Source organism: Thiomicrospira microaerophila, assembly GCF_000934765.1.
GTDB lineage: Bacteria > Pseudomonadota > Gammaproteobacteria > Thiomicrospirales > Thiomicrospiraceae > Thiomicrospira > Thiomicrospira microaerophila.
Window position 1 is genome coordinate 1 of sequence record NZ_JYNN01000031.1, and the last position, 22,941, is coordinate 22,941.

Below are 22,941 nucleotides of genomic sequence, written 5' to 3' on the forward strand. Positions count from 1 at the left end.
CCGGGGCGCAGCATGATATTGGCTGGCTTGATGTCGCGGTGAATCAACCCGTGTTGATGTACTACGGTAAGACCATCAAGCAGTTCACTGGCTAAATGCTCCACCACTTCAGGCGTCAACGTTTCTTTGCGTTTGAGGTACTTGTCTAGCGGTTCACCATCAATAAACTCCATCACCAAATAGGCGGTATTGTTTTGTTGAAAGTATTTAAGAATACGCACCACGGCTGGATGATTAAACCGCGCTAACGCCCGCCCTTCTTCAACAAACCGTTGCATTCCCCGTTCAAAGTCATCTTGGCCACTAGTGCCAAAGGCCGCCACGGTTTGACCATCACGACTCACAATCTCATTCGGGAAATACTCTTTAATCACGACATTATTATGTAGATGAATGTCTTTGGCTAAATATGCAATACCAAACCCACCCTGACCGAGTAGGTCTTCGATTACATAATCCCCAAGTTGATACCCTTGGGGTAAGGTGCGGTGGTTGAATTCGAGTTTGCTCATGGAGTCGGCCTGTCTTCTTGCTTGTCAGTTTCCAGTGCATCTACACTTATTGAACTATCGATGGCGGGCTGTTCTAAACTCACAGATTGATCTGAGTTATCTATACCTGTTCCGTGTTTAATCCACCCGTAGCTTGCAATCCCTAAAATCAGTATTACGCTCAGTGAGATAATAGCCAATATCGACTTAGGCATGGAGGGCACTATTTTTTTTGTCTGGTGCTTGTAAACGGCGAGAGAGACATTATCGCCCTTAGGCCCCCCTCTTTTTGCTGCCTCTTCTACCATTTTCTGGGTCCAAGTTTTAATATCCGCTTTACCCTCTAAATTTGCGGCCTTAGTCATTTCAGGTATATCAAAACGCTCCCATAAACCATCAGAACACAAGAAAATAGCGTCGCCACTCTCTAGGCTTGATTGCCCTATGGTGACCTTAGGCGGGTTTTCTCCACCCACACTTTGTAACAAACGGTTTTGGTCAGGATGGGTTCCCATCTCTTCTTCTGTAATTTGATCGGTATCTAAAAGCATTTGGACAACGGAATGGTCTCTTGTGCGTTCAGAAAACACCCCTTTTTTAAATAAATATAATCGACTGTCACCGACATGCGCCCAAAAAGCTTGATTCTCAATAATAATGGCCACAACAATGGTTGTCCTTGGCTTTATATTTTGTTGCTCACCTTGTCGGTTTATTTCTGCATTAGCCAGATGAATGGTTTGTTTTAAAAAATCTTGAGGATTTTGGGGTACGCCATTCTCTTTAATGAATTGCGAGACCATTACGTCCACGGCAATACTAGATGCTAACTGCCCGCCTCTATGTCCACCCATACCATCAGCCACAACAAGCAAGTGAGCGTTGTTTAAAGTGTGTATTTTTACACTATCTTGTTGCTCATCTCGCCCGCCAATATGGATGGCGCTGGCTAATTCGGAGATTAAATTTTTCATATGCTATCTGCCTATATGTTAGTTATATGGTGCAATACCACCTTAAATTACCATTTTAAATACTGTGTTTTTGATGTACGGCTAACTCTTGACTTCCATTCCTCATAACTTCTAGGTCGATGTTCTTGGTTAACCGCCAAACCGTTCATCAGAATTTCAATAAATCGCTCATTATGGGCGTAGGGTGTGATATCCGGAATAGGGACTAATGGGTCAGGATCCCCATCATGTAAAGCCACAAAGCGCTCCATACCATCTAGCGGTTTTTGCCCTGTAATACACTCATAAAAGGTTGCTGAAAGCCCATAATAATCTGTCCAGCAACCCACATGAGATTTAGATATATATTGCTCATAAGCGGCATAGGGCGGTGTGAGTACACGTGTCATCTGCTGGCTATGCTCGCCTAATCGCTGGCGTGCAGCACCAAAATCAAGTAGTAGCGGAAAGCCACTATCGAGCAGTAGAATATTGTCCGGTTTAATATCGCGGTGCACCATCCCCGTTTTATGCACTGAAGTTAAGCCCTGCATCAGATAATCAAACATGAATTCGGCTTCTTCTGGATTAAAAAGAACACCTTGTTTGATGTAAAAGGCTAATGGCTTACCTGGGTAAAAAGGCATGACTATATAGGCCGTATTATTGGTTTCAAAGTAACGTTGAACTTTTACAATTGAAGGATGTTCAAATCGCACCAAAGAAAAGGCTTCATCCTTAAAGCGCCGCAATCCCCACATAAAATCATCAAAATCAGATTTTGACCTTGGCCGAACCGATTCACTCTTCTGATCTCTATAAGATAACTCCGCTGGCAAATACTCCTTAATTGCGACACGTGTACCCGCCTCATCTTTGGCTTTATAGGTAACACCAAAACCACCTACCCCCAACACGCCTGTGATCAGATATTTATCGAGCTTGGAGCCAACTGGCAAGGTATTTCGATTATGCATACACTACCCTTTTGAAAGCTGTATTTCAGAACCACCAACTTGAATTCTGGATTGGATACCAACCTGAATGGGACGATGAGGTTTAATAACCTGATCATCTATATAAGTTCCATTCGTACTCCCCAAGTCTTCTAAATGTAAGTTATCTGCTTTTAAGGATAGCTTTAGATGCTGACCTGAAACCGTATCATCCGGCACAACGTGTGTAGTTTTATCCGTTTTACGTCCGCCAATCACAATACCCATTTCTAATTCGTGCTGGGTGAGCGTCAAGCGAAACGCCTCGCCACCATGCGTGAAGCCTGAGATAATCCAAATAATATCTGATTGGGTTTTTGAAGGCCGTGCCATTGGCTTCTTTTCTGGCGCATCAGATGATTTTTTAGGTTGTTCAACAATAGGATCCGGGACAGGTCGATAGGGCTTTTCTACTGGCGGCTTGATCTCAGGGCTTGTGGCTGGTTTAAAATTGGATGTTGAGCTAGGTTTATTGATGACGACTGTATTCGCCACCATATCGTGTAGAGTTTGATTTTTCCCACTAAATAAGGCAAATAAGTAGGTAATTGAAAAAAAGAAGAAACGGAATAACTCTCGACCAAAGGCACGCCCATAGCTTAATGTATCGCTATCTAGATGCTTTATCTGGATGCTCATTAGCTGTTTACCATAGGTCGCGCGTTTTGGTGAGCTATGCATATGTGAAAAATACAGTATGGGCCATAAAAGCACCACTAAAAGGGTGGCGACCCCTACCCACAAGTCATCAACACCGAGCATGTATTCAGACAATCCAGCTACTGTGGCAAACAGCGTCAGAACAACGAATACTACACCTACGTCGATAATAAAAGCAAAAATGCGCTTCCACAGGGAAGCAATGTTTAGGTTTTCTCTACTATAACTCACCTGGGCTTCCCTCCTCTTTATTGATGCTTGCATCATTAGCATCGGGCAATAATGGCACTTGGCCATCTAGCGTTTGGGGTTGATTCAACCCTGAGGTCTCAACCTCAATACCCAGCTGTAGTTCTTCATGCGTGGCCAGCGGGTGTTCTTCAGCCGATGTGTCTTCTTTCATCAAACTCATCGTGCTAAACACGCCTAGCGCCAATAGCGCTAATAGGCCCAACGCCCACATTGATTTTCTAGGGTTGGCGCTTGATGTTTTTTTTGGGGATGTGTCTTCGCGCATTAAGCTGCTCCAACTCATATCATTGGCATTGGCGTCAGCTTCTATGTTTTGATTGGATGTGGTGCTTGAGGATATGAATGCCGCCGCCATAATTGTGGTGTTATCTTGGCGTGGATTTTTCTTCTTTAAGACGGCCTCTAATAATATATTCGTTAAATCGGCATCAGCGGTATGCTCATGCCAATGCTTAACAATAGTTTCGATTTCTTGCTCACTGAGTGTTTGGATGCCATCACTGGCAATAATGACTACATCACCAACATCCAATGCTATCCCTTTTTTAGGGTGATCAATCATCTCAATCGCATCCCCCATCACCGCTGAATATAACGAGTTTCTATTCGGGTGCGTGTCGGCTTGTTCTTGGGTAATCTCCCCTTTTGCTACGCGTTCTTTGAGCTCAGGTGCCATTGAATGGTCTTCGTTTATTTGGCGAAGCTTGCCACCTGAATAAAGATAAAGAGGTGAGTCACCGACACTAATCCAATACAGTGTCTTATCACAAACAAAACCGGCAAGATAGGTTGACCCCATGCTTGCTAGCGCAGGTTGCTCTCGAATCAGTGTTTTGATTTCTTGGTTAGCTTTATGTAATGATGTCGCCAACGCGTCTGTGATTGAGTCAATTTGTGCTAACTGAGAGAACACCGCTTGGTAGTTTTTAACTAGTGTTTGGCTAGCCACATCACCAGCGGCATGCCCACCCATGCCATCTGCAAGCACAAAACCCATACAACCACTTTTCGCTGTTTCGAGCCAATAGCAGCTGTCTTCTTGGTAAGCGCGGGCACCTTGATGAATACTCGAACCATAGACTAGCTTTATTTTTGTTTTCATTGCATATCCTTAATTTGCAGGTACGATCTGACCCTGTGCATTTCTAATAAACTTTTCAGGTTTGGGTAAAGCTTTCTTGAGCGCTTTAGGCTTGGCATCCACCTTGTCTAAATCGGGTGTTTGAATAGAACCCAAAACATCTTGAATCTGTAGCTCAAAAGCCCCCAGCATAATCACCGCATTCTTTTTTAGTGGCGCCTGTTTTATTTTTTTCCATCCAGATGAAGATGGAGCTGTCTGGTCTCGCACAAACGTTCCATTTGTGCTTTGATGATCTATAATTAGACACGAACCATCCCCTTTTATAATTAAATCGGCATGGTGACGACTGACTGTTTTATCATCAATTCTATAGTCACAGTCATTACTCGTTCCAATCAAAACTCTTTTAACCATTTTTTTTCTCCGATAACCTTAAATATGGTCAACAACGCTAATTTCACCTGCCTCATTCACATATACCGTCGCCACATGAATGCCACGTCGATTCAAACCGCCGCGCAGCGTAATGGGTTTAATCGTATCGATACCATGAGAGTGAAAAATACGCCCTTGTAATACAGCAGGGACAGTGCCTGCAGAGTAATAGCTGTAGTACACCTCATAACGCCCTACTTCTGCGACAGGTGTCATCCAAATTTCAGAAGCAGGACCGCGTGTCGCATCGACACTTAACTCAGCCAAAGAATCTTGAAAATGTGGGCGACGGTTTTGGCCTTCTGCTAACCGGTTATGCTTATTAAAGTTAAACAAGTTTCCATGCGGGTCGCGAACAAACAAATCTATATCGGGCTCCGAACTCCAGCTCAACGAAATGAGTAAAAAAGTAGCATTGGATTTTAATGTTAATTCTTGATTAGCTTCTTCAAGCTCTTTTAGTTTTTTCTCCGCTATTTGCAATTGAACATGTAGGTCCTCAGGTGATAAAAAAGCCGTTTTTAAATAGTATGGCAACAAAATGACCATGATTAAAATCACCGCACCGAGCGCGCTTGCAAACAGATCTAGCGCGGACATATTAAAAATACTGGATTCTCTATAACGTCTTTTCATCGAGCCGCCCTAGTTAATACCAACTCGACACTTCCAAGTTGGATACGTGTGTTCTGCTCGATAGCAACCGGCTTAAAGGGTTTGAGCAGCCGACCATTGATGCGTGTACCGTTAGTGGTGTTCATGTCTTCAACATGAAATCCTTCATGCTCATAGCTGATGATTAGGTGTGCTCTGGATACCGTACGGTCGCCAAAACAGATATCCGACATCGATGGGTCACGTCCAATAACCCAACTGGAGCCGGTTGAAAGATTCCCAAAACGATAAAACGTCGTGTTGTCTATGGGGTTGTTCAATTGCCATCCCTCACTTATTTTGGGTGAGCTCTTTATAACAGCCGCTGGTTGGGGCGGGGCTTGGGGTGCGGATTCATCTGAGCGACGACGCCATTGACTGTAGCGCTCAACCACCCGCTCTTTGATAACTTTAGGCTTTTTAATAGCTAGGGTAAGTGTCAACAACACCAGTAGGCTCAATACAATCATGAACCACATTGGTAGTCCTGTTAGACTTTGATTGAGTGTGGCGTGACTACAGGGTGCATCAGCTTGATTAAAGCTTACCCCAGACTCGCTTAGAAACTTGGCTACATAGGTTAAACTGCTGGCAAAATACATGGCCGCCGCACCCTCTCTATGCACAAAGGTGTTTATTCCCACCAGCTGTCCACAGTGGTTTATTAGCGGGCCTCCACTATTGCCCGCATGAATAGCGGCGCTATGTTGATACCAGCTACGATCTTGAGTGGTGCGGGTTAGGGCAGAACTTATTTCACGACTAATAATGCCTTGGGTTAGAGTCGGCTCAATAAAATTTAATGGGACATGATCGAGATCTCTTACCATGCTCCCTGCAACTTCATCCGCGACAACTGGAAAGCCTAATGCATAAACTGTGCTGGCTTTTAATGGCGCAGAATGAGAAAGATGGATATGTGCTAGACCTGTTTTATTGATCTTCACTAACGCCAAGTCAGTATGTCTATCAATCGCTATCACCACACCATCGATCACATCCCGTGAGCCATCGATACCTTTTTGAAAAACAAGCACCATACGCCCTAGCTCAACATCGTCATCATCATTGAACTGGACAACATGATGATTGGTTAAAATATAGCCATTTTGCGTTACAAATACCCCCGAACCTGTAATTACACCGTGCTCAGCATGTGCAAGAACGATTCTGACAACTTTTGAATCTGTTTGAGCTACATTAAACCCAATGGCGTTGGCTGTACTGATAAAAATAAAGTGAATACCAACTAGGCAAATAAGCCAAAACAGGTTGCTAGATAGAAAGAATGGCGACTTGATTTCAACCTGCATCGTGTTCTTTCTCGTTGTAGAGTCGATTAATCAAATTATCGAGACAGTATTGACCGGCTTGATTTAAAACACGCTCCTCCATAGACTGAATAACATGCAAGATAAACATTAGTACGCCTGACATGAATAATGCCAGTAAGGTGGTATGAAAAGCCACGCCTAACTGAAGTGTGACCTCCGTTAATAGATTTTCATCCTGAGGCGACACGCTACCGGCATGCACGAGGGCCGCTGAAATGCCCAACACCGTACCTATAAAACCTAGGGTTGGGATCAGCCACATGATGTAGCGCGCCATACTGTATTTCAAATCAATCTCATGCTGCACTAACTCCAGACTCGCATTCAATAGGTTTTGCGCTTGCTCCACCGATTTTGATGTCTGAAATTGAGTGACAACCCGTAACACTAATTTGGGTAAGAACATGGGTAAATGGGCTTGAGCTTTTAATTTTTGGTAATAAGGGCCTAAGTCTTTAGCTGTTAATATCGTATGGTCATCTTCAGGCAAAAGGTGACTCGCTAATTGTTTTTGATTGTTAATTGTGACATGAAACCGATAGAGCAATTCCGCAAAGCCTACAAACAAAACGATCCACATCAGGTTATGCATCGTGAAGGGATAGCTATCCGTCCCCTGGCCAAACAAAATAGTAAAAAGCTGGCTTTGAGGTAGCAGAGCCCAAGCTAAAAATAAGAACACAAAGCTTAGTCCAAGCGCGCTAGCAAAATAGTGAAGCCGTTTTGTTTCTGTCATAGTCATGTCCATTTCACTCTCCAGGACATCCGAAAAAGCTTATCTCAGATGTCCTGTTAGAAAAGTTGTTATTTCCCATCCTGCCAATCAAATTCCTTGCCACAAAAAGGCACGAACTTTAGGGCTGTTTCACCCAGATTAATCACTTCACCGCCATTGAGTACCGCTGGTTGAAGTACCGGTGCATCGTTAAGATAGGTGAGGTTCTTACCACCGCCATGGTTGACATAAAACACGCGTCCACGTGGGTCATAGGTAATGCTGGCATGTGGTTCGCGCGAAATATCCAAATCACCAAAATTTAGATTAACCCGGCAATTCGCTCGACCAATCGTATTCATACCGTAACCCAACGCTAAGGCCGCCCCTTTACCTGGACCATCAACCACCACCACCCAGCCGACAACAGGATCTCGCATATGATCACTTTCAACGGGTGCGGCGCTTTCAGCTTTAGGCGCGGCATTGGGTCTAAAGATACGCGTTGCTTCATCTTCCTGATAAGGCTTCGCTGGCTTATTTAATGCACTGATATGGTCTGTAGCGTCATCCGCACCAAAGTTTCTGACGGGGCTGCGGTTAGCAATATCATCAATAAAGCTGGTTGTGTCTGATGTGTAGCTTTGATCCCCATAACTAGGGTTAGCACCCATTTTATGCGTTTCAATATCATCAATCGGGCTTTTGGTTTCTCTTACGATTCGTCTTGTTACATCGGCGTTATCTGACATTGTTGTCTCCTTTTAGTTTAAATCTCGAACGAGTCTTACATATCTTAAAAATTCGTTGTTATTCCAATACACCTTACCATCGGCAAAGTTCACATTCCAATGGGAGTCTGCTTCACGATGGGGCGTGCTGGACCATACAAATCCCATTGGATCATTGGGTAGGACAGTTTGAAAGACCGTGGACTCCACACCCTGCACCAGTGTTAACAGCTCTGTTCGGCTAGGCACTCGCCAGTCGCTTTTATCAAGCAATGCCGCTTGATTAGCGATAGTCGCCGCGCCTTGTGTTCGATCACCTTTGTAGGTCGAAGGCGACCCTTCGCACGTTTTAGTAGCCGATTGCCAGTTTTGACCTAATAAGCATCGACTCCACATTAAACCGGTCCGTGTATCGGTGGCAGTGCCATCGGAATACACTAGAAATCCGCTGACCATTTCTTGATTGAGCTCAACCACAATTTGAGGCGGATTTCGCATAAGCTCTTCGGCTTCGTGTAACGCTCTGGATAACTCATCTACGGATGCTTCTACGGCTTGTTTATTGGCCGAGAGCGTGTAATAAAAATAGCCCGCAACTGAGAGCATGGCCACGACCACTAGTGATATGAGAGATATTGATCTGAAACGTTTTTTATCAACCTCTTTTTGTTGTGCGCGGGTTAATTGATCCGAGTGCGCAACCTTTGCATCGATACTGGCTTTAAGCTGGTCATAACTGAGTTCGACTTCACCTAAAACCACGCTCCCCTCCAAGCCAACACGAATCGTGTCACCCGCAAGTTCAGCTTGACCGGCGGGTTCGGTGCCATTTACGCTACCTAAGTCCTTGACTACCACCATTTCTAATGCAGGTTCATACCAAGCTTGCGCATGGACCCGGCTTACAGTGTCATTATCAATTTTTAAATCGACATCTTCGCCATGATGCCGCCCTATCTTTATCTTTGTGTAATCTGTCATACTGTATCCTTTATAAAAATTTTTCAGATATCTAAAGCCTAGACAAAAGCCGCTACGCGGCCAAAGTTACTGTCCGCTGCGCACAAGACGCACATGACCGCTGCCGTTGCGATAAAAACTGCTGTTGCCGTAGCCATCATTGAAATTGACACCCCACGCATAGCTACTATAATTGGCAAGGGGCGAGGCCGACCAATAAAACAATTCTGGTGTATTTGGAAATGCCTCAGAGACAATCGTTGGTCGACTATAACTGCCTTCACACCGACCATCTAACCAATTATCACCAACCCTAACTTGCCGACCATCACTTCCAACACGACGTTCTCTCTGTTGTCCCGAACTGCAATTTACCAATCCGTGTAACTCATCGACTGTTGGCAAACGCCAATCCGCTTTTGCGGCAAAACGGGTTTGTTTGGCTCTATCCATAGCTTGTTGCCAGGTATAGTTGTCGGCCTCGCTGGTGCAAGTCATACCATTCCATGTTTGACCCAAACTACAACGCATCCAGGTTAGATTGGTTTTAATGTCAGTCACTGTGCCATCACGATTATCACGATAGCGTCCAGCGTTCAAGGGTGTTTGATTTGAGGATTGGGGTTGCGCAAGCTTTGTGTCTGGCGTTACTGAGGGATTAACTGAGTGGGCAATTAATGGTTCATCTGCAGACGTAATAATTAAAATGCCAATAACTGTTATAACCAAAATAAGTGCCACGATCAAAAAAAGAAGAAAGGAAATAAGAGGCTTACTGTTTGATTGTTTAGCAGGTGCCTTAGTCGGCTCATCCTTCGCGTAACCTGACACTGACCAGGCTGCCTCAGGCTCCTCTTGTTCAACTATCCAATTTTTATATTCTGCTATTTCTAAGATTGCCGATGTTACTGTTTGTTCATCTAAACCTAGCCCAATGCCTTTTTCTATAATAAACGCGATTTCTTTTTGGGTAATCACCCCGTCACTACCCGCCATTTCGATCATGCCCTGTAGTGCAGTAATGGCTTGATTTTGCTTAACAGTATTATTTTCAGGTTCTAAATTTTGTTTTGGCTGTGCTAACAATGCTTTTGCGGATTGCGCATCAACAGGTCTGTCGGCTTGCTTAATCTCCATACACTGATCAATTAATTCAACCAGACCTGGTGAACAGTCTTTAGCTATTCGTAATTCAGTTAGTGGTGTGTGCTCATCATCAATGACACGTGATGTGGCTTCTTCCGGAGTTTCTCCAGTAAGGCATTTGTAGAGCGTGCCGCCAAGAGCATAGAGGTCTGTGGCTGGTGTCAGCTGAGATTTAGAGCTGTATTGCTCCAAGGCACCATAGCCTGCCGTCACAACCACCGAATGGCTTTTTTCTGCCAGCGCATCTTTGGCGGCTCCAAAGTCAATCAATACCGGTTTACCACCTGGGCGCAGCATAATATTGGCTGGCTTGATGTCTCGGTGAATCAACCCGTGTTGATGTACTACGGCAAGACCATCCAATAGCTCGATAGCTAAATGCTCCACCACCTCAGGCATCAGCGTTTCTTTGCGTTTGAGGTATTGGTCTAAAGGTTCACCATCAATGAATTCCATCACCAAGTAGGCCGTGTTGTTTTGTTGAAAGTATTTGAGAATTCGAACTACCGCTGGATGGTTAAAACGGGCTAGCGCTCTACCCTCTTCAACAAACCGTTGCATTCCCCGCTCAAAGTCATCTTGGCCACTAGTGCCAAAGGCCGCCACGGTTTGTCCATCACGACTCACAATCTCATTCGGGAAATACTCTTTAATCACCACATGGTTATGCAGATGAATGTCTTTGGCTAAATATGCAATCCCAAACCCACCCTGCCCGAGCAAGTCTTCGATTACATAATCGCCCAATTGATAGCCTTGGGGTAGTGTGCGGTGGTTAAATTCAAGTTTTGCCATCTATTTTCCTGTTAAATTCTTATTGAAAAGCCGCTGCGCGACACAAATCACTGTCTGCTGTACAACAAGTAAACTACCATTGACTAGCATTCAATCTTGATGTGCTCAAATTTCCATGCTGTTGCATTATCAACTCTACGGTATAGCCGCTATATTGATAACCATTGTATGTAAAATGAAAGATTGAATCCGCTTTGCTATAGATTGTATCTGGACCAAATAAATGGTCAACTCCGTACCATGTTTTTCCGGAGGCATATCTAATTTCATAACTACCAAGCGGAACCTCTATATCCAAGGTTTCACCTGATCGGATAAAAAAACGACCTAACTCTCTATCAGTATAGGCATCTACAATTTTCACAAAGTAATGGTAGCCGCCATTTCTTGAGGTTTTTATTTCAAGGGGGGCTACAGCATTATTAAAACTCTTAGAGCCAGCACCCGTTTGTGGAAGAACCTGAGCTGGTTGAGAAAACTCTGGCTCTGGAACGGTTCCAACCTCCGCTGCATTATCATTGCCTGATATGATCACCGCCCAAACAATAAACCCAACAAAGGCAAGTCCAATCAATGTAAAAAATAAGTCATAGATCTTTTTTAATAAACTCATAAATACGCTCACTAACTCAAGTTATCTCAAAATAAATGAAAAGTAATATTGTTAAGGAGATAAAAGCCCAGAGAAAAGTGGGCATTGAACTATCTTCAGCACCAAAATCTTCCTCACCACTAAGGATTTTTTGAAGAGAACCTCCTTGAAATCTGGGGTTACAGAACTCCCTTTTAATTTTCTCTATTTTATTTTGTGCGGATAATCCACCGCCATATTGGTTATTCACATCGCGGAGTTTTTTGACTGCAAAATAATACTCATTGCGCAACAGCCACCTCACAAAACTCGTTAATTCACGATCTCCACCCCACGAATTTGCATCGGCTAAATCATTCTTTATCGGGTCATCGAAATAAATTGGTTCTTGATAAACATCCGACTCATTTAGCATATGCTTGCTAATTAAGTTCTTACAAACCAATTCATAATCGACATCTTCCCCAAGTGTAGATAAGGTTTGTGTCAGTTCACTTATAACCTGTTGTTTTTTTGACAAATAAAGGTAACGGGCTAATTGAACTAACTTAGATTGTTTTCCAAACTTATTTTGTAGAAACATGTTTTCAAGTTTTTCAGCGACTTGACTAGCTTGTTTAAAGTTTTTCTTATCAAGTAATTCATTTCGGAAATGTATAGCAAGCTCATCTGAAAATAACGCCAATCTCAACTCAATATTCTTAAGATTCGGGTAGTACTGAAGGGCAATTTCCCATTCTCGTTGATTATTTGAGCTTTCATGAATGTTTTGACTAACAGGAAAATCTAAGCTTTCCGTTTGTTCAAGATTTGATGATTGATGATTAGTATTTTGGTTTTTTGAATATATAGAAACTAAAAAAGCTTTCGCCTCTTTAGCATCCTGTGGCCGATCAACTTGTTTAATCTCCATACACTGATCAATTAATTCAACCAGGCCTGGTGAACAGTCTTTCGCTATGCGTAATTGCCTTAGTGGTATGTGCTCGTCATCAATCACTCGTGCTGTTGCTTCTTCTGGCGTTTTACCGGTTAGGCATTTGTAGAGCGTGCCGCCAAGCGCATAGAGGTCTGTGGCTGGTGTCAGCTGAGATTTGGAGCTGTATTGTTCTAGTGCTCCATATCCTGAAGTCACCATCACCGAATGGCTTTTCTCTGCCAAGGCGTCTTTGGCCGCTCCAAAGTCGATCAATACCGGTTTACCGCCGGGGCGCAGCATGATATTGGCCGGTTTAATGTCGCGATGAATCAATCCATGTTGATGAACTACGGCTAAACCGTCTAACAGTTCACTGGCTAAATGTTCAACCACTTCAGGCGTCAACGTTCCTTTGCGTTTGAGGTACTGGTCGAGCGGCTCACCATCGATAAACTCCATCACCAAGTAGGCGGTGTTGTTTTGTTGGAAGTATTTAAGAATACGGACGACCGCAGGATGATTAAACCGTGCTAAAGCACGACCCTCTTCAACAAACCGCTGCATACCGCGCTCAAAGTCATCTTGTCCCGTGGTGCCAAACGGTGCCACCGTTTGACCATCACGGCTGACAATATCATTCGGGAAATACTCTTTTATCACCACATGGTTATGCAGATGCATGTCTTTTGCCAAATACGCAATCCCAAACCCACCCTGTCCGAGTAGGTCTTCAATCACATAATCCCCAAGCTGATAACCTTGGGGTAAGGTGCGGTGGTTGAATTCGAGTTTTGCCATCTATTTTCCTGTTAAATTCTTATTACAAAAGCCGCTACGCGGCCAAAGTTACTGTCCGCTGCGCACGAGGCGCACATGACTGCCGTTGAGGCGATAATTGTAGTAGTCGCTGCCATCATGGAAACCGACACCCCACGCATAGCTACTATAGTTCGCATAGGGCGAGGCCGACCAATAGAAACCTGGGTGGGTATTTGGAAATGCTTCACTACAAATAGCCGGATTGTTGTTTGCTTCTACAATACTGCGTAATTCCTCAATAGTAGGCACTCGCCAATCTCTCGATCCTGCATAGGTAGTTTGTTCTGAAATATCCAGTGCTTCTTGCCAGTCGTATACGTTAGGCTGATCAACACAAGTATGTCCGTTCCATGCTTGACCTAAACTACAACGCATCCAGATTAGGTTGGTTTTTTTATCGGTTACGGTCCCATCTTGATTATCAATATAACGCTTTGCAATAAGTTTGGTTTGTAACGGTGATTGCATAGGTTGACCCTGTGTGGCGTCCGTTTCAATCTTCCAGTTGTTTTGTTTTGCTATTTTTTGAATAAGACTTTGGACTTCATCTGGCTGGAATTGAAGTTGCTTTGCTTTTTTAAGAATAAAGTCCGTTTCTTTTTGCGTAATCACGCCATCCTCTCCAGCCATCTCAATCATGGCTTCTAAGACAGAGTAGTCTTTGTGCGTGATATTTTTTTGATATGAGGCTTTATCAAGGATGAGCATGGCATCCTTGGCGTGAGCTGGTCGATCCTTTTGTTTGATCTCCATACACTGATCAATTAATTCAACCAGGCCTGGTGAACATTGCTTCGCGATTGGTAGCTGACTAATAGGTATGTGCTCATCATCAATGACTCTAGATGTTGCTTCTTCAGGTGTTTGAGCTGTCAGACACTTGTAAAGCGTACCACCAAGCGCATACAAATCCGTAGCTGGCGTAAGCTGAGATTTGGAGCTGTATTGCTCCAACGCCCCATAGCCTGCCGTCACCACCACAGAATGGCTTTTCTCTGCAAGCGCATCTTTCGCTGCACCAAAATCAATCAATACCGGTTTACCACCGGGACGCAGCATGATGTTGGCGGGTTTGATGTCGCGATGAATCAATCCATGTTGATGAACTACGGCTAGACCGTCCAGTAACTCACTGGCTAAGTGCTCGACCACTTCCGGTGTTAGCGTGCCTTTGCGTTTGAGGTATTGGTCTAAAGCTTCGCCATCAATAAATTCCATCACCAAGTAGGCGGTATTGTTTTGTTGGAAGTATTTAAGAATACGGACGACCGCTGGATGATTAAACCGTGCTAGAGCACGCCCCTCTTCAACAAACCGTTGCATTCCACGTTCAAAGTCATCTTGGCCTGTGGTACCGAATGGTGACACGGTTTGACCATCACGTGTAACTAATTCTGTTGGGAAATACTCTTTAATCACCACATGATTGTGAAGGTGAATATCCTTAGCTAAATACGCAATGCCAAACCCACCCTGACCGAGCAGGTCTTCAATTACATAATCGCCTAGTTGATAGCCTTGCGGTAAGGTGCGGTGGTTGAATTCAAGTTTTGCCATCTATTTTTCTCTAAAGGTTTTGATAAATACTATTAATTAACATGTCTTTTGCTTCTTTTGCATTTTGAGGTCTTTCTGCTTGCTTAATCTGCAAACATTTATCTATAAGCTCAGTTAAGCCTGATGAACAGTAATCGGCTATCGGACATTTGCTAATTGGCGTATGCTCATCATCCATCGCCCTTGCCGTTGCTTCTTCTGGGGTTTTACCAGTTAAGCACTTGTAAAGAGTACCCCCAAGTGCATACAAATCTGTGGAGGCAGATAGTGGCGATTTTGAACTGTACTGTTCTAGCGCACCATAACCAGGAGTGATCACAATAGAATGACTTTTATCAACTAATGCATCCTTAGCGGCACCAAAATCGATCAAGACTGGTTTTCCACCAGGGCGCAACATAATATTAGCTGGTTTAATATCACGATGAATTAAACCATGTTGATGGACAACCTCTAGGCCGTCGAGTAGTTCTTTAGCAAGGTGTTCAACTACACTAGGCTCTATTGTGTGTTTACGTTTTAAGTAATGCTCAAGTGATTCACCATCAATAAATTCCATCACCAAATAAGCGGTATTATTTTTCTGAATGTATTTTAAAATACGCGCTACTGATGGATGGTTGAATCGAGCTAACGCTCGCCCCTCCTCAACAAACCTTTGCATTCCGCGTTCAAACTCATCTAATCCTGTTGTGCCAAATGGTGCAACAGTTTGTCCATCACGACTGACAATGTCATTCGGAAAATATTCTTTAATCACCACATGATTCTGCAAATACAGATCCCTAGCTAAATACGCAATACCAAAACCACCCTGCCCGAGTAGATCTTCAATAACGTAGTCTTCAATTTGATATCCGCGCGATAGCGTTTGATGATTAAATTCAGGTTTTGTAATGTTTAATTCCCTACTTGGCTCAATCAAAACGTCACTTTCAGGCAAAGGATTTTGAATCTCATTCATAATGTTGGTGTCAACGTGTGTCTCACTTTCTATTTGTTTTATAGAAACCGGGGTGCTTGCTTTACCATTAACAAATGTCTGCCGTACTCTTTCTGACAAAACCATATAGGGTATCCATATCAAGGCATAGATAACTGACTTTAATATCGCTGAAACTGTATCTGAGTCGAAGACATCTTCTAACTGCAGAACCTCAGCAGCATACCAAGCATATGCTGGTAGATACACAAACGGTAACGTCCAAAGAATGATGAAAACAACCGGAAATCTATAGTTTTTAGAAAAGAATAGATAAATTAACCAGGTATGAGCACTGATTAATCCTATATTCAGCAAGGTTTCAAATATTAAGAGCCCTTTAATACCTTCTACATAATACTCTGAACCCTCAATGGTTAATAATTCCCAAACACCATCTTCAAGGAATACCTTATTGGATTCAATAAAGTGAATTAGTGTATATAAAGGCGTAATGACAACACCCAAGCCAACGATTATTAGCCATCCGCCTAAGCCAACAGTAGCGCTACTATCTGAGTGCCTTTCATTTATTTTTCGTTTTAAGGAAAAAAAGTAAACCACTAAGATAATAAAAAGTATAACTAGGGTTGCTTGCAAAATATTAACAGCCATTAGAAAACCTCATTTTGATACCAAAATCCAGAGATACCGCTGTTAGAGAAATACCAACAATGAACGAAAGACTTTGGATAACATTGCATCTGTTTTTTTGCACCCTTATTTCCCAGAATATTTACGTAAACTATTGTATCTGTAACTTAAAAACCCATCCATAACTAACTTTTCTAGGGCTGTCAACTTAAACAAGCTTTGAGGCAAACTACTGAGTCCTGCATTACCCCTGAGCATTAACGTTTGTAATTGAGACAGTTCTCCTATCTCATTCGGTAAGCTGACAAGATTGTTATCGTTAAGATTAAGTGATTTGAGTTTTTTGAGATTTGATATTAGCGGTGGAATACTTCGAAGGTTACACTTGTATAAATTGAGATACTCAAGAGAAGTTAACTCCATTAATTCTTTCGGCAGTGTATTGAGTTTAATATTTGATAAGTCTAACTCTTTCAATGAAATTAAATCTGCTCTAGTTCGTGGCATTCCAACCCATTTTCCCGTATCAAAATTGCACTGGTACTTTGGAATATTCATTTGATCAGCCCATCTCCATAAGTTGGTTGTCCATGTATAGTCAATTTCAATATTAATTTTTGGTTCAGGTTGATATGGTTTATTTAACTTAGCATTTGTATTCAGCTTAGATTGTTGCGCAACTTTATCTGAAGATTCATCGTCTCTTTTAGACTCTAATATTTTTAACCCATGCTCTGAAACCATTTTGTTTATAAGTGACTTAACAAAGGCAATATCGACATGATGTGCTTTAGCTTTTTGAACAATGAAATCGATCTCTTCATGGGTAATTGATCCTGTACTAGAGGCCATCTCAATCATACCTGCGATCAAGTACTCTTTATTTGCTTCTGTCCGTATTGCTTTTTTTTCTTCCACAACTTTAGTTTTAATTAATGTGTTTTTTGCTGCCATCGCACTTTGAAGCCTATCCTTTTGCTTAATATGCATTGATTGATCAATGAGGGCTACAAGCCCCGTTGAACAACTTTTTGCTATTGAAAGACTACTGATAACAGGATGGTCGTCTTGAATTATACGAGAGCTTGATTCTTCAGGTGTTTGCCCCGTTAGGCATTTATAGAGCGTACCACCCAGCGCATACAAATCCGTGGCTGGTGTCAGCTGAGATTTAGAGCTGTATTGCTCCAACGCCCCATAGCCTGCCGTCACAACCACAGAATGGCTTTTCTCTGCTAAAGCGTCTTTGGCTGCACCAAAATCAATCAATACCGGTTTACCACCTGGGCGCAGCATAATATTGGCCGGTTTAATGTCGCGATGAATCAGGCCATGTTGGTGAACTATAGCTAGACCATCAAGCAGCTCATTGGCTAAATGTTCAACAACTTCTGGAGTTAGGGTTCCTTTTCTTTTAAGGTACTGGTCAAGTGGTTCACCATCGATAAATTCCATCACCAAGTAAGCGGTGTTGTTTTGTTGGAAGTATTTAAGAATACGCACCACAGCTGGATGGTTAAATCTCGCTAATGCTCTACCCTCTTCAACAAACCGTTGCATTCCCCGCTCAAAGTCATCTTGACCACTAGTGCCAAAAGGCGTAACCGTTTGACCATCACGACTCACAATCTCATTCGGAAAATACTCCTTAATCACCACATGATTATGAAGATGAATATCTTTGGCTAAATATGCAATACCAAATCCACCCTGCCCGAGAAGGTCCTCGACTACATAATCCCCAAGTTGATAGCCTTGAGGTAAGGTGCGGTGGTTAAATTCGAGTTTAGCCATGGTTTTCCTTTCAAATTCTTATTGCAAAAGCCGCTACGCGGCCAAGGTTACTGTCCGCTGCGCACAAGACGCACATACTTTTCTAGGTGGCAACTATAGCCACTGCTTGCGACGCCATCGGCAAAATGGACACCCCACGCAAATTTGCTATTATTGGCATTGGACGTGGCCGACCAATAAAAATCAGAGGGTGTGCGTGGGAACGCTTCGACAGATAGGCGTGGGTGCTTGCGCCCTGAACTACGACAGACTAAAGTACGGAGTTCATCTATCGTTGGCAATCGCCAATCATTGTGACCAGCATAAGTGATGGCATATTTCCAGTGCTTATCTGCTCCTGAACTAAAAAACACATTCTTCTTACCTAACTCGCACGCTGTTTCCCAGCCATATTCTTTAGCGTTACCGATTGGTGTTTGACCATTCCAACTTTGCCCTACGCTAATTCGTTGCCACATCAGTCCTGTCTGTATATCCGTTGCGGTTCCATCATGATGATCAAGATATCTTCCATCAATTACTGGTGGCGAATCCACTTGATTGTTGATGGGGTTTATGGGTGAATTTATTTGGCTAGACTGAGGACGTTCTACGGATTCGATAATCCAGTTTTTGGTTCGCACAGTTTTTTCTATTGTTGCTTGTATTGTTTGGCGGTCAATGCCAAAATGCTGGGCTTTTTCTGTTATGTAATTGAGCTCTTCTTGTAAAATTTTGCCATTACGCCCCGCCATGTCGATCATTACTATCAGTGGACTTAAATCTTGAAGTGCCGACCTCGCCATTGTCTGCTTCTGAGTTAATATTCCTTTTGCCTCTTTAGCATCCCTTGGTCGTTCAGTTTGCCTGATTTCCATACACTGATCGATCAATGCAACCAGCTCTGGTGAGCAGTCTTTCGCAATAGACAGTTCACATAGCAGTGTGTGTTCGTCATCAATAACGCGAGATGTCGCTTCTTCCGGAGCATCTCCAGTAAGGCATTTATAGAGTGTGCCGCCAAGGGCATAAAGGTCGCTCGCTGGAGTGAGTTGGGATTTGGAGCTGTATTGCTCCAAGGCGCCATAGCCTGCCGTCACAACCACCGAATGGCTTTTTTCTGCCAGAGCATCTTTGGCGGCTCCAAAGTCAATCAATACCGGTTTACCACCGGGACGCAGCATAATATTAGCGGGTTTAATGTCGCGGTGTATCAGACCATGTTGGTGAACTACGGTAAGACCATCAAGCAGCTCACTGGCTAAATGTTCAACCACTTCCGGCGTCAAGGTTCCTTTGCGTTTGAGGTACTGGTCTAAAGGTTCACCATCAATAAACTCCATCACCAAATAGGCGGTATTGTTTTGCTGGAAGTATTTAAGAATACGCACTACGGCAGGATGGTTAAACCTCGCTAATGCACGTCCCTCTTCGACAAAACGTTGCATTCCCCGCTCAAAGTCATCTTGACCACTAGTACCAAATGGCGCAACCGTTTGACCATCACGACTCACAATCTCATTCGGGAAATACTCTTTAATCACCACATGATTATGCAGATGCAAGTCTTTAGCTAGATACGCAATACCAAACCCACCCTGCCCGAGTAGGTCTTCAATTACATAATCGCCCAATTGATAGCCTTGGGGCAAGGTGCGGTGGTTGAATTCGAGTTTTGCCATGTTTACTCCTGCTAACAACACTTATTCGAGTTTAGATAATATCTAAACAATAAATTTTTCAGTCTTCCTAAAGAAGAAACTGGACCGCTTTTGATAAACTACATTTATAATTTTGGTCGATATATAACGCAGTTATTCAAAGCGTAATAATGAGCAATAAGATCGCTATTTAAAAAATAAATTAGTACACTTTCAATGCCTTGCAAAATAAATTAACTTTCGTTGTATAATTTATATACTTACGCCAATTCCATTATGCTAAAAAGGTAATCAGATTATACACCAACATTCATTTTCTTTAAATTCAAAATGCATGTTATCGAGTCAAAGAAGCTAGGTCATTAAACCGCCCATTAGCGACTAGCTTTTAACAAATTAACTTCAGATGTTTGGCTAATTTTCTGATAAATGCAATCTTTGTCAGTTGGGGGTAAGCACATTTCAAGCGATGATAAAGTCACCAAGGTTTTGAGATAGATACAAATATACAAAGCTGTTTATCCTTCAAGAAGCAGGGAATTTTTTGATTTTATTTCTCCCCAATGCAAGTTCTATCAATCCTGTTAGCGGCCTAAGTGATTCTGGCCACTCATATACATCGTTATCATTGAGATAGAGATATTTAAGCCGTTCAAGTTGACTTATACTGTTAGGTATTTTTTTGATTTTATTATCAGATATATCAAGTATTTCTAAGGATGTCAAATCACCAATCTGATCGGGTATAAATTTAATTCTATTGCCGCTTAAATCCAGCACCTCTAAACTAGAACATTGTCCAATTGTATGAGGAAGTACACTTATATTTGATTGGGATAAACGCAATTTCTTTAGTTTTTTCCATGCACCCACCGAATCGGGTAAATAAGTCAACTTTGTTTGAGAAAACTCAACCGACTCTAATTCTGTGAGCAATCCAATCTCATCTGGCAACGAGACTAAATCAGTTCTCAAAGCTATTAAGCTTTTTAATTTTCGGAGCTGAACTATCTCAAGAGGTAGCTGTTTAATTGGGCAAGTTGAAATATCAAGATACTCTAAATTTTTCAAGTTGGAAATGCTTGAGGGAAGGGAGCTAAGGTTATCACACAGCAGAACATTGAGAGATCGCAAGAAGGGTAGTTTGGTTACAAATTCTGGCAATGTGTCGGTATCAGTACTCAATATTAAAGAAGTGACTGGAGAAATTTCCATAATAAAATCGACATCACATTGTTCTAATCCACCCCTTATAAAAGAATGATACACCACCTCAACATCAGCTAAATATTTTTTTTGCATCATATGTTTTGGAAGGTTTTCAAAACATATGGTTTTTGCTGTTAATGGTATGTCAGCCTGACTGGATGTATAACGAAATCGATAATCCAATCTCCTACCCGTTATTCTATAATCCTGAAAAACAGACATCAGAATTTCAAGCTGCTCTAAGGACGTCAATAAGGCGAGCTTTTCAGGTAATACATGACAAAACGATTTCTTAAACGATAATTTCTTTAAATTAGGCAACAAAAAGATAAAATCAGGCAGGGCTTCTAATGGAACACTGTCACTAAGATACACCTCTTTGAGTTGCTTCAAATTCGACAGCTCAGCAGGATAGTCACCCGAGTTAATCCTGCGTAAATCAAGAACCTCAAAACTTAATAATTCTTCAACGCTCGTTGGTGAACCATGACATTGGGCGAATTCATCAAGTCTTTGCTCACTTCTAGCATAAAATTGTATACTTGAACTTGCAGCCCATTCCATCAGGACAGCCATCCACTTTTCGAGTTTCATTTCGCCCTCTATTACTTGAATACAATAAGCCGGAATACATAAGCTATTTAAACTTAAATAATTTATATAACTACTTAACAAGTCCTGTGAGTAAAAAATTGAAGTTACCCAATTACCTTGAGCACTTTTTATTCGGTTTACACCTTGCACATACGAAATCACATCGTCATACTGAATATTACTATAAGCTTAACCAATAATAGATTTTTGAATTATGGAGAGATTTCTTTCAAACTTAAAAAATACATAAATCGCTAAAACAAGCAGCTATAACCCAGATGTTGGAATAGCAAAAATAGGCGCTGAAATGATTAAACCTAGAGTGACCATGTTCTTAAATCGCTATGTGTGATGCTACAAAAAAAATCTTCAATATTAAGTTTTCTTCATATACTCTCTTTTTAATACTAAAATAAATCTCGAACACGGTGGCTTTTTTAAAAGTCATAATAACCCTTATAACCGGTCGCATACTTGGCGGTAGACTCTTTAAAGCCATAATGCTCGATCAATAATGTTTTAGCCGCCGCTTTTGAACCTGTTTTTGCTACCAATGTAGAACCTAACACCTTAACCCTTTTTTGATTTCTAGTGAGGCCTGTGTAGTCATTAATACTAACAACCTGATCAGGGGTATAAATCTCCCTTCCATAAAAACGATAGGCATAAGCTTCACCAGACTTTACTCGGTATCCCATCCGCCGCCAAACCTCGGCAGAATGATCAGACAACTCAGTATTTTTCTTTTTTACACGGTCATAACTATACTCATAATCACGAAAAACACTAACATCTGAATTTGTTAAGTAGTTCCTTTTTGTATCCCTTTTTGATTTTGAGTTATCCTCTAAAAGAGCATCAAATTCTCCATACGTTGAACGCGAAGACGTTGGAGAAAAGTTACGCCTTGCCGAATCATGTAACTTGGAAGAACCGGTATCCTTAAGAAAAGTGTTATACAAAAATCTAAGACCGCCAAATATAATGGAGCCCCAAAATGTAATCACTAACAACTCTTCCATCTACAACGTTTCCT

At 42.2% G+C, this 22,941-nt stretch carries 20 protein-coding genes; all 20 read right to left on the bottom strand.

What is annotated here, in order from left to right:
* Positions 1-512: serine/threonine protein kinase (locus NA59_RS10040; protein WP_044411856.1), on the bottom strand; the 512-nt coding region annotated here is incomplete at its 3' end.
* Positions 509-1,465: a PP2C family protein-serine/threonine phosphatase gene (locus NA59_RS10045; protein ID WP_052501596.1), complete on the bottom strand. Its 957-nt coding sequence runs from the start codon at positions 1,463-1,465 to the stop codon at positions 509-511. The genes NA59_RS10040 and NA59_RS10045, both read right to left, overlap by 4 nt.
* Positions 1,466-1,512: 47 nt before the next feature.
* A complete protein-coding gene (locus tag NA59_RS10050) occupies positions 1,513-2,421 on the bottom strand; it encodes a serine/threonine protein kinase (protein ID WP_052501597.1) in 909 nt (302 codons plus the stop codon).
* A 3-nt stretch (positions 2,422-2,424) separates the two neighbouring features.
* Positions 2,425-3,330, bottom strand: a complete 906-nt coding sequence (locus NA59_RS14415) for an RDD family protein (RefSeq protein WP_198401089.1) — start codon at positions 3,328-3,330, stop codon at positions 2,425-2,427.
* Positions 3,320-4,453, bottom strand: coding sequence for a PP2C family protein-serine/threonine phosphatase (locus NA59_RS10065; protein ID WP_052501599.1), 1,134 nt, complete (start codon positions 4,451-4,453; stop codon positions 3,320-3,322). Before NA59_RS10065 ends, NA59_RS14415 begins: the two co-directional genes overlap by 11 nt.
* A 9-nt stretch (positions 4,454-4,462) precedes the next feature.
* On the bottom strand, positions 4,463-4,849 hold the full coding sequence (locus tag NA59_RS10070) for an FHA domain-containing protein (RefSeq protein WP_044411858.1): 387 nt from the start codon (positions 4,847-4,849) through the stop codon (positions 4,463-4,465).
* An 18-nt stretch (positions 4,850-4,867) separates the two neighbouring features.
* Positions 4,868-5,506, bottom strand: coding sequence for a hypothetical protein (locus NA59_RS10075; protein ID WP_044411861.1), 639 nt, complete (start codon positions 5,504-5,506; stop codon positions 4,868-4,870).
* Positions 5,503-6,837: a trypsin-like peptidase domain-containing protein gene (locus tag NA59_RS10080; protein WP_044411864.1), complete on the bottom strand. Its 1,335-nt coding sequence runs from the start codon at positions 6,835-6,837 to the stop codon at positions 5,503-5,505. Before NA59_RS10080 ends, NA59_RS10075 begins: the two co-directional genes overlap by 4 nt.
* A complete protein-coding gene (locus NA59_RS10085; protein WP_052501600.1) occupies positions 6,827-7,594 on the bottom strand; it encodes a MotA/TolQ/ExbB proton channel family protein in 768 nt (255 codons plus the stop codon). Before NA59_RS10085 ends, NA59_RS10080 begins: the two co-directional genes overlap by 11 nt.
* A gap of 68 nt (positions 7,595-7,662) precedes the next feature.
* Positions 7,663-8,325: an FHA domain-containing protein gene (locus tag NA59_RS15395; protein ID WP_198401090.1), complete on the bottom strand. Its 663-nt coding sequence runs from the start codon at positions 8,323-8,325 to the stop codon at positions 7,663-7,665.
* A 12-nt stretch (positions 8,326-8,337) separates the two neighbouring features.
* Positions 8,338-9,285, bottom strand: a complete 948-nt coding sequence (locus NA59_RS14420; RefSeq protein WP_052501601.1) for an Lcl domain-containing protein — start codon at positions 9,283-9,285, stop codon at positions 8,338-8,340.
* 66 nt (positions 9,286-9,351) lie between these two features.
* The gene (locus NA59_RS14425) at positions 9,352-11,205 is read right to left on the bottom strand and encodes a protein kinase domain-containing protein (protein WP_052501602.1); all 1,854 of its coding nucleotides are present in this window, start codon (positions 11,203-11,205) and stop codon (positions 9,352-9,354) included.
* Between the two features lie 73 nt (positions 11,206-11,278).
* Positions 11,279-11,818 carry a hypothetical protein gene (locus NA59_RS10105; protein ID WP_052501603.1) on the bottom strand — a complete coding sequence of 180 codons (540 nt, stop codon included), beginning with the start codon at positions 11,816-11,818 and terminating at the stop codon, positions 11,279-11,281.
* Between the two features lie 16 nt (positions 11,819-11,834).
* Positions 11,835-13,514, bottom strand: coding sequence for a serine/threonine protein kinase (locus tag NA59_RS14430; protein WP_052501604.1), 1,680 nt, complete (start codon positions 13,512-13,514; stop codon positions 11,835-11,837).
* Between the two features lie 48 nt (positions 13,515-13,562).
* A complete protein-coding gene (locus NA59_RS14435; protein ID WP_052501605.1) occupies positions 13,563-15,092 on the bottom strand; it encodes a protein kinase domain-containing protein in 1,530 nt (509 codons plus the stop codon).
* A 10-nt stretch (positions 15,093-15,102) separates the two neighbouring features.
* On the bottom strand, positions 15,103-16,689 hold the full coding sequence (locus NA59_RS14440; RefSeq protein WP_052501606.1) for a protein kinase domain-containing protein: 1,587 nt from the start codon (positions 16,687-16,689) through the stop codon (positions 15,103-15,105).
* A 105-nt stretch (positions 16,690-16,794) separates the two neighbouring features.
* Positions 16,795-18,462: a protein kinase domain-containing protein gene (locus NA59_RS14445; protein WP_052501607.1), complete on the bottom strand. Its 1,668-nt coding sequence runs from the start codon at positions 18,460-18,462 to the stop codon at positions 16,795-16,797.
* Positions 18,463-18,509: 47 nt separating this feature from the next.
* Positions 18,510-20,123 (bottom strand): protein kinase domain-containing protein, encoded by a 1,614-nt coding sequence (locus tag NA59_RS14450; RefSeq protein ID WP_052501608.1) that lies wholly within the window; start codon positions 20,121-20,123, stop codon positions 18,510-18,512.
* Positions 20,124-20,627: 504 nt separating this feature from the next.
* Positions 20,628-21,905 (bottom strand): leucine-rich repeat domain-containing protein, encoded by a 1,278-nt coding sequence (locus NA59_RS10135; RefSeq protein ID WP_044411867.1) that lies wholly within the window; start codon positions 21,903-21,905, stop codon positions 20,628-20,630.
* Positions 21,906-22,342: 437 nt separating this feature from the next.
* The gene (locus tag NA59_RS10140) at positions 22,343-22,927 is read right to left on the bottom strand and encodes a hypothetical protein (RefSeq protein WP_044411869.1); all 585 of its coding nucleotides are present in this window, start codon (positions 22,925-22,927) and stop codon (positions 22,343-22,345) included.
* Positions 22,928-22,941: the final 14 nt, after the last annotated feature.